Source organism: Pseudogracilibacillus auburnensis, from assembly GCF_003201975.1.
In the GTDB taxonomy this organism is placed as follows: Bacteria; Bacillota; Bacilli; order Bacillales; family Amphibacillaceae; genus Pseudogracilibacillus; species Pseudogracilibacillus auburnensis.
This window is the reverse complement of record NZ_QJJQ01000026.1, coordinates 26,984-41,247: the sequence shown is the minus strand read 5'-3', so window position 1 is coordinate 41,247 and position 14,264 is coordinate 26,984. Positions and strand designations below refer to the sequence as shown.

Genomic DNA, 14,264 nt, shown 5'->3' with positions numbered 1-14,264 from the left:
CCAGCGTTCGTCCTGAGCCAAGATCAAACTCTCCATAAAAAGTTTGGTTATCATGTTTTCACCGAAAACATGTCTTAGCTTCAAAAATTATCTTAATTTAGACGAGGTTAAAAGTATATAGAATATACATTCAACTTCTCTTGACATTTATGTTGTGTCTGTTCAGTTTTCAAGGAGCAAATATATCGTCTTCCAAAATGGCGACTTAACTAATATAACATGTCGAAAAAATTAAGTCAAGCCCTTCTTCGGAAGGAATTTTATTATATCATGGTGTGAACTTTTTGTCAACACCGAAAACTGTTATTTAAAACAGTAATAACAATAATACATTGGTAAAAAATAAAAGTCAAGCTTTTTTTTAGTTTGCCCATTTTTCTAAAACTATGGCTACATTTAAAAAGGGTTTAGAAAAATCGCAAAGAATGGTTTTTTCCATATAATCTATTGTAACAACATCCTATCGTGCTTTCTGTGTGATAAAAAAAATCGGAAGTTGATATTCACTATTAGATGCTGTTCAAAAAGGACAATAAAAACGACATATCAATTTTCTGTGTTGGCTTGAGCTTCTTGGCTCTTTTTTATCAGCCTTTTTGAACACGACTTTTATGGAAGTGCCATTCGGAAAATAAATAGGCTAGGCACATTTATTAATATCACAAACCTCTGCTCGACAACCTTTTTCATTAGGGTATCGCTTGAACAAAATAATCATCTAAGGGCATTGAGACTTTTTACAGATCATTCACAAGTGCTTCTTGCTAAATATAGTTTAAATATAAAAGGTTGAAAAGCCACCTTAATTAAACCACGTTTAACAACTAAAACGTGTTCTACTCTACCTTTTTGTTAGCAAAAAATGGGCATGTTCTTAATAAATATGCATTCTACCTTCATCAGTAGCAACCTCACTTCCAGCGTTTATTTGCGCCACAACCCAACATCTTCTCTATCACATTATCACTACACGCAAATACATTACCCATCGTGAAATAAAAAATAAACAGGTAATGCTTGTAGTAAAATCTCCCCTTTCCTATTTAAAATCAATTTCCAAAAATACTTTTCCACATGTTGTTCCATATTCATCAACAAAATAAACAATATCACCTTGTACGATTTCATTCACATCTTCGAAATGATATTTGGTGGAATGTTATTGTCACTCTCAACCGTAATAGGCTCACTCACTATATCCATTCCCATAGCCTGTAAATTACTTTCTGTCTTTGTAATCGTATCGTCTAATTGAGTTTCAAAACAGAAAACACCTTCCCAAGGGTCATTATTTATTTCCTGCACGAACACCCAATCTAATATTTGGGGAATCCGCAGTCCGTTAGGTGGGTCTATTTTTGTGTAACCCGCTTTTTGTAAACGCTCGTTGAATGTACAACATTGGGTCAGCCTCATTTTCATGGCCGTCACTCATTTCATCCGCAATATCGTCTATTTCATCGATATTTGCTTTGTTGGCATCTGAATCATTCGCAACCTTATCTGCCATACTTTCATTCTCTCCATCAACAGCATCTTCAGTTGTCATTTCTTCCGATTCAGTTTCTTCTAAATTGCTGATCCAATATTTTATTTACTTTTCCAACTATTTCTTCTATTTCATTACAACCAGATAGGATTAATATCCCAATCCTAGTGTGAATAGGGATAACCATTTTTTCTTCATTTTTAAGATTCTCCTTTCACTAAAGTCTAATCTGTACCTTTGTACGGTTCACGATTAGTTAATTGATTATTTTTATGTTCTATTAAAAAGTAGTCAAGGATTTGCACTACTGATTCTTGCATTTTAAAAATTATAATTAATATTTCACAATACACGCGAATAATGATTGGTCCTAAAAACAGACTGATTAGCCCGAAAATTATTGGTGTATAACTACTATTTTTGGAAACTATCCCAAAACCAATCATGAAAAATTCTGATAAAACAGCAACTAAAATACCTATCCAGAACAAAATCTTTATCATAATTGGTGTTATCATCTTATCAAAATTGAAAATCCTCCCCATTGTCATCTCCCCATTCAGTGATCAATGTAAAAAACAAAAGGAGAACCTGGCAAAAGTTCTCCTTCCTCTCTTTGAATTTTTTGTAAAAGTAATTTAATTAGACAGCCGAGTTTTCTTCTTGCTTACTCTTGTTTACTAAGTTTTTAAATTTCGATGAAACACCTAAGAGTTTTTGCTGTAAATCCATGGCAGGTTCTAGACTGCGAATATTTATTTGATAAGAACGAATCATCGCAATTGTTACAAGCGGATCTATCAAAGCACGTTTTAATAATGTTGTTAGTACGTATGCACCTATCAATGCTAAAGCCCCGAATAAAAAACCTGCATCAGGTGTATTAGAAGTTACCATTTTTGAAAGAAACATAAGTGGAAAGGCAAATATAAGAAATACAACAATATTAAACAGATAAATAAAAATGACAGAACCAACTGATGTTTTTAAAATACCTTTCCAACTTTGGGCATAGAGAACAACACCGTCAGAAGCAGATTTCCAAACCGTTTCATCGCGCCCTTCACTTTTTCGAACAAAAATATAACTGACAATGGCTTCATCAATATAATTTAGTGCTATTGACATAATTGCATTAATTATTCCGATCACATTTTTCGAACCTGGAATAAAGCTGAACATATCTCCTACCCGCATGATCCATCGCTGAATTTGTCTTACTGCTGCATGAACCATACTATCAAGTACAAAGGCGACATTTGCTGTTCCAAAATTTGTCGTAACTTGTTCTTTCCCATAAGCAACTTGGCCTTTTCCTTCTGGGATTTTCCCTGTTCGTAATAGTTCAACGATCACTGATACATGACCTATTTTTATCATATACAATACATATCGCTCCACAAACCGTAAAGCTCCATAAACGACCCCAAAAGCAATCAACATAACAATCAGAAACGCGCCAGAACTTTCACCAAACATCTTTACAACTAAAAATCCAATGGCAACCATTATTCCAAGAAAAATGAGAGCAGCCAGACCAAAAATTCCATAAATAAAAATTCTCGTAATAAAAAATGGCATCGTTTTTGTAAATAATTTCATAATAGACATATCCATACATATTGCCTCCTTCCACTATTATTCCTTTTAAGGAAACTGTTGAATTATTCTTATTTGTACAAATTCCTCTTTTTGCGTAAGTTCTATGACCGTGTAAATATTTGCAGTTTTATCTTGAAAAGCCTTCAAACGTGCTGTTCCAGATGCTGGGCTTTGGCTTTCTTCATCGATAGAACTCCCAAAAAACGTTTGGTAATCGGTAAAAATATCTTGCCAATCACCTTCAGCAGTAAGATAAGCTTGTAATTCTAGCTCGTTTTTCGTTACACTTTCTATAAGGGCACAGTCAGGAATAAAAAATCCTTCTTGTAAATCATTCATGATCGCAGAATAATCCTGTTCCTCACATTGTTGTGGAGTATTATCTGAATCTGTTTCCGTATTCTCTTCCTCTGTTTCATGTGTGGCGTCATTCACGGTCTCTTCGATTTCACCGTCTGGTTCTCCCACTTCTTCCTGTGCTTCTGTTACTTCTTCTTCCTCAAGTTCATTCTTCTCTTCATTAACAAATTCAACCCCATCCGTTGAAATTTTCAAGACATCGTCTCCAAACGGGATGGAAATACAACCAACCAATATAATGCTCATACTTAAAATAGTAAGTAGATGGATGAGTTTCTTCATCATACAATCTCTCCTTTTTGTAAATTGTCCTGACACTTCAAATACATACTAACTAGCTAAGGTTAAAATGAAGTTAAGAAATTCTGTTTTAAATTTTTTTTGCAATGAATGGGGCTCCATATCGTTTAACTGATAAGAGCCCCAAGTTTACATTAATTCTGTTTTTTACTCTGCCTGTTTCCTTCTTCTAATAATATAAGTTGTTCCACTTAAGACGATTAACATGAAGCCAACTAGTATAAATGTATAGTAGGCTGTCGCTGTTTTAGGGAGAGTCTTTCCATCATTCGTAGCATCAATTTTTACAGAAGTACCTTTTGATTCCCGTTTATCAACGGTTACGATCAGATCTTCAGAGTCAGCCCCACCCACAGGGTCTTTAGAATCTTTTGGACTTTCTGAACGATCCCCTCCATCATCAGGGGTTTTGCCACTTTCCTCTGGCCTACTTACTTTATCGCTGTCTATTACATTAACCCAATATTCTATTTTGTGTGATAGCGGATTTGTAATTCCATCTTTTAGTACTAGTTCACCATAAAATGTATAGGTGCCGACTAAATTCTTGTTATACGATGGTTTACTATCCTTTGACCAATTCACATAAAGTTCAGTTAAACTGCCATCCCCTAATTCTACTTCTACTTTAGATGGGAACAGTTCTTGAACTTCTGATAATTTTTTTGATCCAACCTCAATTGCCGTTCCAATGATAGGAATATTTGTAACTTCATTATCAGTTGGCTCTTTGTCTCTTGGTGTTTCTGGTTCCTCCGGTGTTTCTTTTGAATCTTTACGATAAATATAGGTAACTGTTATACTAAAATATTGAAATTCCCCTAATGCATTTGTTGGCGTTTCCGTTAAGATATAGCCATCAATTTCTTTTGGCTTTGTGATATACTCATCATGCATTTTACCTGTTAAAATTTCTTCAGGTGCTAATTCTTTCCCTGCTTCATCGACATGTTTAACGATCGCTACAGCATCTGATAATCGGAACATATATTTTGGTTGATGTTCATATGGATTAGCAATTCCGTCGATCAGTTTAAATTCCCCACTAAATAGATAATCTCCAGCAACATCTCGGTCATAGATAGGTTCACTGTCTACATGCCAATCTACTTCAAGTTCTACCTTACCCCCATCATTTAAGGTCACTTTAACTGAATCTGGCAAAGGCAACATACCTTGCTTATAATGCCCTGTTTTTAACGGTGTCCATGCATAATATGATCCAGTAATTATTTTATCCGTGTCAGGATCTTTATCTTCATTAGGTTGTTCCTCTACAATGATCTTAATTTTTGCGACAAGATTATTAGGGTTTGTTACGCTATCCTTTAATTCCAAAGTGCCTGATAGTGTATATGTTCCAGGCTCATGGCCATTATAAGATGACATATCCCATTCGACATCCAAGAACAATACTTTATTACCTTCTGAAGTAGCTGTTACCATCTTTGGTAGATGAATATCAGAAAGCTCTGTCCCATACGCTACCTCAATATCTATCAATGTTTGTATGTCAATAATCTCATATATTTTTTCTTGTACCCTCACCGTAACTTCTATGTTCAAGTTCGCAGGGTTGGAAATGTATGCCGGTAGATCAAGCTGTCCCGTAATTAAATAATCACCAGACACCTCACCATCAAATGGCAGGGGATCCTCCCAAATTACTGGGATTTGTAATGTACGACCATCTGCTAGTTCTATATCAACCCTTGTTGGTAATGGAATAGCTGTTGCGGTTGTTCCAACATCTACTTCAATATCCTCCATTTCGTTAACAGAATGTACAGTTGAAAAAGCAATAAAAGTATGATCATACTTTTCGGCATGCTCTTCGGCTTTAGAACCAGCGTGTCCATAAATAATTAGATTATCTGGATTATCTTCAAATGCCATTCCACTTACGATCGCAGTGTCTTTGCCGTAAATATACACTTCTTTTAAATTATTATTATTAAAAGATCCATCCAAAATAGTTTCAACACTTTCTGGAATGATTACTTCTTCTAATTTGTTTGAATCAAATGCCGAAGTCCCAATATATTCGAGTTTATCTGAAAAAGTAATGGATGTTAATTGATTTTCAGCAAATGCTTTCATCCCGATTGTTGTAAGTTGATCTGGCATTTTTGCGGATGATAATTTATTCTTTCTAAATGCATCATCACCGATATAAATTAATCCAGTACCAAATTCCACTCTATCTAACTTATTGCTATCGAAAGCACCAACATTTATACGTGTAACTGAATTTGGAATAACCATTTTCTCCAAAACATTACTGGCAAATGAATATGCACCAATAGTGAGGAGATGATCTGGCAAATCAATTGCTGTTAATCGGTTACTCTGGAAAGCAAAATCTCCAATTGTTGTAATTGTATCTGGGAAAATGACACTAGTTAACCCTTTGTCACTAAAAGCATGTTCTCCAATAATTGTTACTGTTTTCCCATTAATTTCACTCGGAATTTCGATATCAGTGTCTATTCCGTTGTAGCCGGTAATGGTTAATGTCCCATCATTATTTTTAGTAGTTTCATACTTTGGTAAAATTGCTTGAAATGAATATCCATGGGCAGACGCATACTCTTTTGCTGTGGATGGATCATGCCCATTTATGATTAAGTTTGCTGGATTGCTTTGATTATCAAGAAATATTTGATTACCTTCAAATATCGTAGCAGGACTTTTGACGGTAACTTCGCTTAGTTCATTCACTCTGAACGCATCATCACCAATTTTTTCGACACTTGCTGGAATCGATACATTCGTTAATTTATTAAATGCAAGTGCATAACTACCGATTTCCTTTACCGTTTCTGGTATGACAATTGTCTCTAAATTATTACTTAAAAAGGCTTGGTTATCGATTTTAGTGATATGATTTGGAAGCGTAATCTGTCTTAAATTATTACCCCTAAGAACGCCATAGCTTATCTCTGTTAACCCGCTACCAAGTGTCACATTTTCGAGCTCATTATAGGCAAACGCATACTGGTTCATCTTTTGAACGGTTTGCGGGATGGTAAGTACGGTTAATTTATTGTCCCGGAAGGCATTGCTTTCAATATTCATAACCGTATTTGGTAAAATGACACTTGTTAAACCTTTATCTCTAAAGGCACTTTGCCCAATTACCGTTACTCTTTTCCCATCAATCTCACTTGGAATCGTAATATCTGTGTCTGTCCCGCTATACGCTGTAATCTTCACTGTTCCATCACTGTTATCTATTGTTTCGAAATCAGATTGATCCGCAAGGGGTTGAATATCCCCATTTAATTGCAGCATATTTCTCGCTTCTATTTCAACATCTTTCTCCTCAGCGTCTACGATCTCTGGGGCGGCTATGCCATCGCTAGATGATTCCGTTTCATTTTCTGGTTCTTCTTTTTCCTCTCCCTCATCCTTAGTCGGAACACTTACCTCCATATCAAATTCAGCTTCTTCTCCAACCTCTGTTTTTTTTAAAAAATCCCCTTCCCCGGATTCCTTACCTGAAGATACACCTTCCACATCTTTTCCGACCTGTTCAGTAATGATCCTCTCTTCCTCTGCTTGAACATACCTGGCTGAATAATTGAATGTTGTCCCAAAAGGACTAAGCAGCAATAGAAAACAAAATACGATAAGAAAACTTCTTCTTATTTTTAAGTGCTTTCTTATGCCTTTCAAACTATTACCCCTACTACTCATTTTCACCCTCCTTATTTATTTGTAGGAATTATCAAATTCCTACATTGGTTCAATCCTAACAGTGCTAGGTTAAGGGTGCGTTAAGCAATCAAAATAAAAAACAATATAGTAGGAATCCACTCAGTAGTCAGATATTGAAGACTTTATTCAGATCCATTTCAGGATAATATTATCGACAAATAAACCATCTAAACCTGTATGCAGTTAAGTTTTATACAAAATTCATTAAATTTATTTGAATTTTTTATCTATAGGAAATCTGCTTGGATTGTTCATTGATTAGTACAACCTATGTTAAAATTACGTAAAGAGACGTTCAATAAATGAATTCCTTTGCAAGCGATATTTCATCGTCACATTTTATTACAGACAAAGCGAGGAAAACCTTTATGTTTCGATATAATCCTCTGCTGTTTTTATTTTCCGCTACAAAAACAATTTCATTTATTCAACTATTTTTCCCACCATGTTACCGACATTCGCCAATTTAGATCGTTCCCCTTGATTCGCTTTTCACACCATAAACAACCATAAAAGTGCGTGTCAAAAAGGTCGATTAAGGAAGACCTGAGAAGTTCCATTGGCTAAAAACGCCCCGTCCTGGGACTGCGAGTACTCGTCCCACCGTAAAGATTTGTGGTAACGTCTGTACTAGAACATCCTACTCCTGCGATTTACTCATCGCAATAAACATTGTTCGCCTGAGGTAGTGTGGCTCCATAAAGGAATAAGTTCAATTGCTCGCTCAGCATTCTCCACCTGTTACTCAAATAATTGGTTACGCTTTGGAGTCTACGCAATAAGTTGTATTAAACACTATATAGCGAGGATCCTTTTTAATCTACATAAAATCCGATCAACATGTTCACACTTAAATTAAAATCACGCAAAAAGGGATCCAACATATGGTTCCCTTTTTACATGTTATCGTTAAATATTTATCTCTTAACCATCTATGAAAACCCCAATTTTATACCCCATCCCTCACTCACTTCACACCATAATAATCTACATACCAATCAACGAATTTTTGTAGCCCGACTTTAATAGATGTGCCCGGCTTAAAACCGATCGTCTTTTGTAATAAATCTGTCGAGGCATACGTTACTGGTACATCCCCAGGTTTAATAGGTTCATACACTTTATTAAATTCTATCACTCTTCCAGCGGCCTTACTTAATGCATTTTCCAACGTTTCAATAAACGTCATTAATTTCTCTGGACTATTATTACCGATATTAAATATTTTATGGGATGTTGTCGCATCAGAAGGCGGGTTATTTAACAGTCGCTCAATACCCATTATAATATCATCAATATAAGTAAAGTCTCGATAGAGATCATTATTCATATCTCCGTTATTAAAAATTTTAATAGGCTCCCCTTTAAAGTATTGATCAACAAAACTAAAATATGCCATATCCGGGCGTCCAAGCGGTCCATAAACGGTAAAAAATCGCAGTCCTGTAGCTGGAATATGATAAAGATGGCTATACGTATGGGCCATCAGCTCATTTGCCTTCTTTGTTGCTGCATATAAAGAGACTGGATCATCAACAAAATCAGTCTCTACAAAGGGAATCTTTTTATTGTTCCCATAAACAGAACTAGAAGATGCATATACTAAATGATCAACAGCGTAATTTCTGCATGCCTCTAAAATATTGTAAAAGCCAATAATATTAGTTTGAACATAAACATCTGGGTTGATAATCGAATAGCGTACTCCAGCTTGTGCTGCTAAATTTACAACGATCCTCGGTTTAAACTTGGCAAAAATATCAAATAGTTGCGCTTTGTTTGCAATATCTTCTTTAATAAAAGTGAATGTCTCATACTCCTTTAATTGTTCTAAACGAGTATGTTTTAAATATACGTCATAATAATCATTTAAATTATCTACCCCGATCACTTTATAACCTTGCATTAATAGTTTTTGGGACAAAAAAAACCCAATAAATCCCGCAGCCCCAGTTATTAAAATTTCTTTGCTTTTATCCAGCATATAAGATCTCCTCTTTATTCCAACTGATCTTCAAACAATTTCTTTGTCCATCTTCCAATTTTATTTATCTTATTATCAGAAAATTCTTTCTGCCACCCAGATAAAGGATGTGCAAAAAGCTCACCAAAAATGATGTATCGAATTTCTGCGTTGGCAGTTAAGAAAAGAATAAATCCTTTCTTAACTCTCATAAAACACACACTAATAAACTATTACTGATAAACCCCATAGATTGAATTAAAGCACCTTTTTATTCATATGCTTCTTTGCAAATTTTTCAGCCATAATTTGTTGATAAAAATGATGAATACGTTTAGCGACAACTTGTTCAGTAAAATGTTCTTCAATTCGTTTTCTTCCATGATGACCGTATTGTTTTAGGGTTTCTGTATATGTTTTAGATGACCATTTATCCATTATTTCAGCTAGTTTGTAATGATCATTGAGCTCAACTAATTCCCCTGTTTTATGATGGACAACCAACTCATTTGTTCCTAACACATCTGTTGCTAAAACAGGCTTTTTACACGCCATTGCTTCCATTAAAATCCTTGGAACACCCTCTTTTTCAGACGTTAAAATGATGGCATCAGCAATTTGCATAAAGCGTAATAAATCTTTTCTATATCCTAAAAAGACAACTTTATCTGTTAGTCTTTCCCTTTCAGCAAATTGCTTTATCTCTTTTTCCAAGGAACCTTGACCAGCCAATAACACTTTTACATGATTGTTTGCTATCTGAGTTAAACTCTTTAATAGCATGTAATGATTTTTTACTGGTTCAAACCGTGCACCCATTAAAAAGATAAAATCTTCTTGATCTATCCCCAATTCTTGCTTATTGTTTTCAACCTGTTCTTTTGTGATTCGCCCAAATGCATCTAATTTAGATAGATCAATGCCATTACCTTCATATCCCGTGATCACCCTTTTAGGAACAAAGCTTTCTATCTTTTTTAAATCTTCTTTATTTTGGGAAAAATAACCGTCACTAAAATAGCTGGAAAATTTCTCGGCCAATTTATAAAAGAGGTTTTTTACCTTCGATTGACCTTCATAGAAAGGCAAACCATGACTTGTGTGAACGATGACCGGTTGCTTCGCCAATCGTGCGGCTATTCGCCCAATGACTCCTGCTTTTGCTGTATGTGTATGAACAATATCGTAAGGATGATTTTCCAAAAACCTTTTTATCTTCAACATACTTTTTATATCTTTCCATGGGCTTATCGCTTCATTAATTGGAATCAAGTGATGGGTAAACCCTGCCTGTTTAATAAGATTTATGTGTACTGATCCCCCTGCTTCCACATATTTAATATCTGACATCAGTTCAATATCATAGCCGTACTTTTTTAATTCCTTCATTTTATCAATAATCACTTCTTCAAGAGTGACATCAACTGTCGTTATATGCAAAACTTTCTCTCTCATATAACCTCTCCAAATCACGTATTTTCCTATCTAACCTACTATTTAGGATCCTTAACCTTTTAAAGGAGCTTTTTCAGTTAGTAATCGGTCATATAATCTTTCGGTTTTTTTTACCGTCTCGTTAATATCAAATTCTTTTTCTACTCTCTCACGTGCCTTTTTGCCCATTTCTTTTCTTTTCTTTTCCCTCATTTCGATTACCTTTTTTATCGCCGAATATAATTGCTGCTTATCGTAAGGGGGAATTATTATCCCCGTCTCCTCTCGTATTATTTCTGCTGTTCCACCAACATCTGTCGCAATTACTAGTTTTGAGGATGCCATTGCTTCTAATACTGCAACAGACATTCCCTCACAATTGGATGGCAACACAAATAAATCAGAATTGGCTAATAATTGGGGGATATCAAAACGCCTGCCTAATAGAAATACATGGTCCTGTAGTCCTCGCTCTTTTACTAACCGATTAAGAGTCTCTTCTTCCTCACCATCCCCTGCAATCAAACATTTCAGTGTAGGATATGTGCTAATTAAGTCCTCAACCACCTCAATTAAAAGTGAAAAGTTCTTTTCTTTATGCAATCTACCTACAGATAAAATTTGAATTTCGTCTGTAAAACCATTGATAACTTTCCGATTAGTCACCTGAAATTCATCTACATTTATTCCATTAAAAATAACTTCGGTTTTTTTTCTATTAATCACACGGGAGCTAATTAATTTTGTTGCAATCGTTTGGCATACAACCGTTATGTAATCTGTTAATCGATCAGTTAATAATAACAATAATTCCCTGTTCCTACCTCCGATATCCTCGCTATGAATCGTTCCAATCATTACCGGTACCCTGGCAACCTTTCCAACAATTCTAGAGAGAAAATCAGCGTGAAACAGATGGGCATGAATAATATGTGGGTTAAATTCTTTTATTATTTTGTAATATCGACACACTCCCATAATGATACTTCTTATTCCTTTTTCTATATGTAAGGAATAGACAGGAATACCTTCCTCTTCAATCCAGGTTGAAATCACTCCTTTTGGTGTAAGTGAAACAACGATTGGCTCATATTTTCGGCGATCGATTAATGTAACGTTTTTATATAACATCATTTCTGCACCACCGGTTGTTAATCCAGTAATGACATATAATACTTTGATTCTATTCAACCCTTAAATCACTCCCCGCTGAATTTCCCTTGGTTCATCCAATTAGCTAAAACTATCTATAATAGATTCATATTGTGCCACTATTTTTTCAACAGCAAAGTTTTCAATTATGAGCTCTTTTCCAACCGCCATATCCCTTTCAAAAAAGATCCTATCAAACTTCACTTTCTGTACATATCGATGATCTTGATGTGTCATCATCATTATTTCCTTAGTTCCACCTGGATGTTCACTGACTAAAACGGGGCATTCACAAGCAATTGCTTCTAACAACACGTTTGGTAATCCCTCATATTTCGAAGATAAAACAAACAAGTCAGCATGTTTTAACCATACATATGGATTTTGTTGAAAGCCGACAAAGTGAATAGAAGGAGAGAGTTGTAGATTTGATACTAAGCTTTTTAATTCCATTTCTAATTCACCTTCTCCTAATATCCAAAGTTTCGCATCTGGTTTTCTTTTTACGAATAACGAAAAGGATTTAATTAACGAGAAAAGTCCTTTTTGTTCTGCCAACCTTCCTATCGCAACGATATTTACACCATTTTCTGCTGTCACAAATGGAGATTGACTTTCCTTACTTCTTTTTTCTATTAACTCCACATCGACTGGATTATAAATTTGTGCCGTCTTGTCGCTTGGTATATGGAAGTTATCTATAAGATCCTGCTTCATCACATTCGATTGACAAATAATTTTATTTGCTTTTTTATAAAGGAATCGATATAAAAATTGCCACATTTTAGGGGAACCTCTATGTTTAATTTCTTCTGACACGGTATTTGATTCGCGAACGATTATTTTCGTTCTTTTCGGCATGAGCCATTTGATTGAAAGCAATAATATATTTAAATGTCCAAGTGTCGATAAAATTACATGCGGCTTAATTTTCCATACTAATTTTATGATAGGTAGCCATACACTTCGAACTCTCAAGACATCAAAATGATGAATAACAATATCGGGTGGAAGTTCCGATACATAAGTACCTTGACTGGAATTAAGACCCAAGTGAAGAACGAAATGGTCTCTATTAAAATGTTTTAATAGAGTCGATATCACACGTTCACTCCCCCCGCCCTTAAGCGAAGGAATGATAAAAAGAATTTTCACTTTCATGTAATCCACCACCTTTGTAATCACACGTGTGCAAGGTAAATTAAGCAAATATTAAAAGGAGAATCCATCCCATGAATACCAAGTAATCCCCCCGTATATTATTAAAACGAATACCAAAATAACTTTTGATTCTTTATTTGACATCAAGATAGCAGCGACAATGATTGGAATATAATTTTCAAAAAGTCTTGCACCAAAATCAATAAAAAAGTAAGTAAGGACGTATAAAATGATGGCATATCTGCCTATAATTCCCGTCTCGTTTTTTTTCACTAACAAAAAAAATAACAATCCCATCAACAACCACAATAGAAAACCATAATAACTTCCAGCTTCATAACCTGCATACAGCTTGATCCTTCTATCACCCGATAATTCCATCAGAAACGGAATAGTAAAAACAAAACTAAAAGCTGAAACGATAAAGATGACTAATCTTGCAGAAAGGGTAAAAAAATTTTTCGTCCATTTTTCAAAAACTTCGATAAATAATACAAACCAAAAGCTGGTATGAATAAAAGGGGTGATGAAACGTAACAAAATCCCCTTTTTACCTTCTCTCGTAAATCCTAATAAAAAAATTCCAACAGCGAGTCCCTGGCGTAAATGTAATATATGATTCTTAATGATTTGTACTAAGAACAAAAAGAAAAATATCGTCAAGAAAGAATAGTTCGTTATTTTACCCAAAGCATAAAGGACACTAACGGCGGAAAAGAATATAAATATTCTTATGACCGTTTCTGGTTCGAAAATAAGATTAAAACAATTATTCAAAAGTAACCATATCGGCTCGTTGACTAAAATAAATAAGGGATTATGAAGTGCTTTATCAACGGTATTGGAAAATAACAAATGACTATACGTAACATAGTTTAAATAATTCTGATCATCGGTTGCCCATGGTATTTTTCTTAACGCTAAAATTAGGCCAACAACAAAGGTAAATAAATAGTAAAACCGCTTTCGATATTTATTAGCAACCGGCACTTTATTCGTATCCTCCATTATGAATTACCTTTCTTTTATGATGGCTTTAAAGTTAGCTTTCATTTGAAAACTATTTTTGGTAATTCCTTTGAT

At 34.8% G+C, this 14,264-nt stretch carries 12 protein-coding genes; all 12 read right to left on the bottom strand.

The annotated features are described in order from the left end of the window. Positions 1–1,128: 1,128 nt before the first annotated feature. A complete protein-coding gene (locus tag DFR56_RS23180; protein ID WP_158525768.1) occupies positions 1,129–1,305 on the bottom strand; it encodes a hypothetical protein in 177 nt (58 codons plus the stop codon). 37 nt (positions 1,306–1,342) lie between these two features. Beyond that, positions 1,343–1,549, bottom strand: a complete 207-nt coding sequence (locus DFR56_RS21810; RefSeq protein ID WP_110397576.1) for a hypothetical protein — start codon at positions 1,547–1,549, stop codon at positions 1,343–1,345. Positions 1,550–1,713: 164 nt separating this feature from the next. After that, on the bottom strand, positions 1,714–2,034 hold the full coding sequence (locus tag DFR56_RS21805; RefSeq protein ID WP_158525767.1) for a DUF4282 domain-containing protein: 321 nt from the start codon (positions 2,032–2,034) through the stop codon (positions 1,714–1,716). Positions 2,035–2,131: 97 nt separating this feature from the next. Then, positions 2,132–3,106, bottom strand: coding sequence for a hypothetical protein (locus DFR56_RS21800; protein ID WP_110397574.1), 975 nt, complete (start codon positions 3,104–3,106; stop codon positions 2,132–2,134). Between the two features lie 30 nt (positions 3,107–3,136). Next, positions 3,137–3,736, bottom strand: coding sequence for a hypothetical protein (locus DFR56_RS21795; protein ID WP_110397573.1), 600 nt, complete (start codon positions 3,734–3,736; stop codon positions 3,137–3,139). 162 nt (positions 3,737–3,898) lie between these two features. Continuing rightward, positions 3,899–7,450, bottom strand: a complete 3,552-nt coding sequence (locus DFR56_RS21790; protein WP_110397572.1) for a leucine-rich repeat protein — start codon at positions 7,448–7,450, stop codon at positions 3,899–3,901. 988 nt (positions 7,451–8,438) lie between these two features. Further along, positions 8,439–9,455 carry a GDP-mannose 4,6-dehydratase gene (locus DFR56_RS21785; RefSeq protein ID WP_110397571.1) on the bottom strand — a complete coding sequence of 339 codons (1,017 nt, stop codon included), beginning with the start codon at positions 9,453–9,455 and terminating at the stop codon, positions 8,439–8,441. Positions 9,456–9,469: 14 nt separating this feature from the next. After that, positions 9,470–9,646 (bottom strand): hypothetical protein, encoded by a 177-nt coding sequence (locus DFR56_RS23175; RefSeq protein WP_158525766.1) that lies wholly within the window; start codon positions 9,644–9,646, stop codon positions 9,470–9,472. 46 nt (positions 9,647–9,692) lie between these two features. Continuing rightward, complete coding sequence (locus DFR56_RS21780) at positions 9,693–10,889, bottom strand: glycosyltransferase family 4 protein (RefSeq protein WP_110397570.1); 1,197 nt, start codon at positions 10,887–10,889, stop codon at positions 9,693–9,695. Positions 10,890–10,940: 51 nt separating this feature from the next. Beyond that, complete coding sequence (locus DFR56_RS21775) at positions 10,941–12,059, bottom strand: glycosyltransferase (RefSeq protein ID WP_110397569.1); 1,119 nt, start codon at positions 12,057–12,059, stop codon at positions 10,941–10,943. A gap of 42 nt (positions 12,060–12,101) precedes the next feature. Then, positions 12,102–13,181, bottom strand: a complete 1,080-nt coding sequence (locus DFR56_RS21770; protein WP_110397568.1) for a glycosyltransferase — start codon at positions 13,179–13,181, stop codon at positions 12,102–12,104. 51 nt (positions 13,182–13,232) lie between these two features. Further along, on the bottom strand, positions 13,233–14,189 hold the full coding sequence (locus DFR56_RS21765; RefSeq protein ID WP_110397567.1) for an EpsG family protein: 957 nt from the start codon (positions 14,187–14,189) through the stop codon (positions 13,233–13,235). Positions 14,190–14,264: the final 75 nt, after the last annotated feature.

Bases quoted from the DNA above. Each gene is read 5' to 3' on its own strand.
- DFR56_RS21795 (WP_110397573.1), bottom strand. From the start codon at position 3,736: ATGATGAAGAAACTCATCCATCTACTTACTATTTTAAGTATGAGCATT.
- DFR56_RS21785 (WP_110397571.1), bottom strand. From the start codon at position 9,455: ATGCTGGATAAAAGCAAAGAAATTTTAATAACTGGGGCTGCGGGATTT.
- DFR56_RS21790 (WP_110397572.1), bottom strand. From the start codon at position 7,450: ATGAGTAGTAGGGGTAATAGTTTGAAAGGCATAAGAAAGCACTTAAAA.
- DFR56_RS21800 (WP_110397574.1), bottom strand. From the start codon at position 3,106: ATGGATATGTCTATTATGAAATTATTTACAAAAACGATGCCATTTTTT.
- DFR56_RS21770 (WP_110397568.1), bottom strand. From the start codon at position 13,181: ATGAAAGTGAAAATTCTTTTTATCATTCCTTCGCTTAAGGGCGGGGGG.
- DFR56_RS23175 (WP_158525766.1), bottom strand. From the start codon at position 9,646: ATGAGAGTTAAGAAAGGATTTATTCTTTTCTTAACTGCCAACGCAGAA.
- DFR56_RS21810 (WP_110397576.1), bottom strand. From the start codon at position 1,549: ATGACAACTGAAGATGCTGTTGATGGAGAGAATGAAAGTATGGCAGAT.
- DFR56_RS21780 (WP_110397570.1), bottom strand. From the start codon at position 10,889: ATGAGAGAGAAAGTTTTGCATATAACGACAGTTGATGTCACTCTTGAA.
- DFR56_RS21805 (WP_158525767.1), bottom strand. From the start codon at position 2,034: ATGGGGAGGATTTTCAATTTTGATAAGATGATAACACCAATTATGATA.
- DFR56_RS21765 (WP_110397567.1), bottom strand. From the start codon at position 14,189: ATGGAGGATACGAATAAAGTGCCGGTTGCTAATAAATATCGAAAGCGG.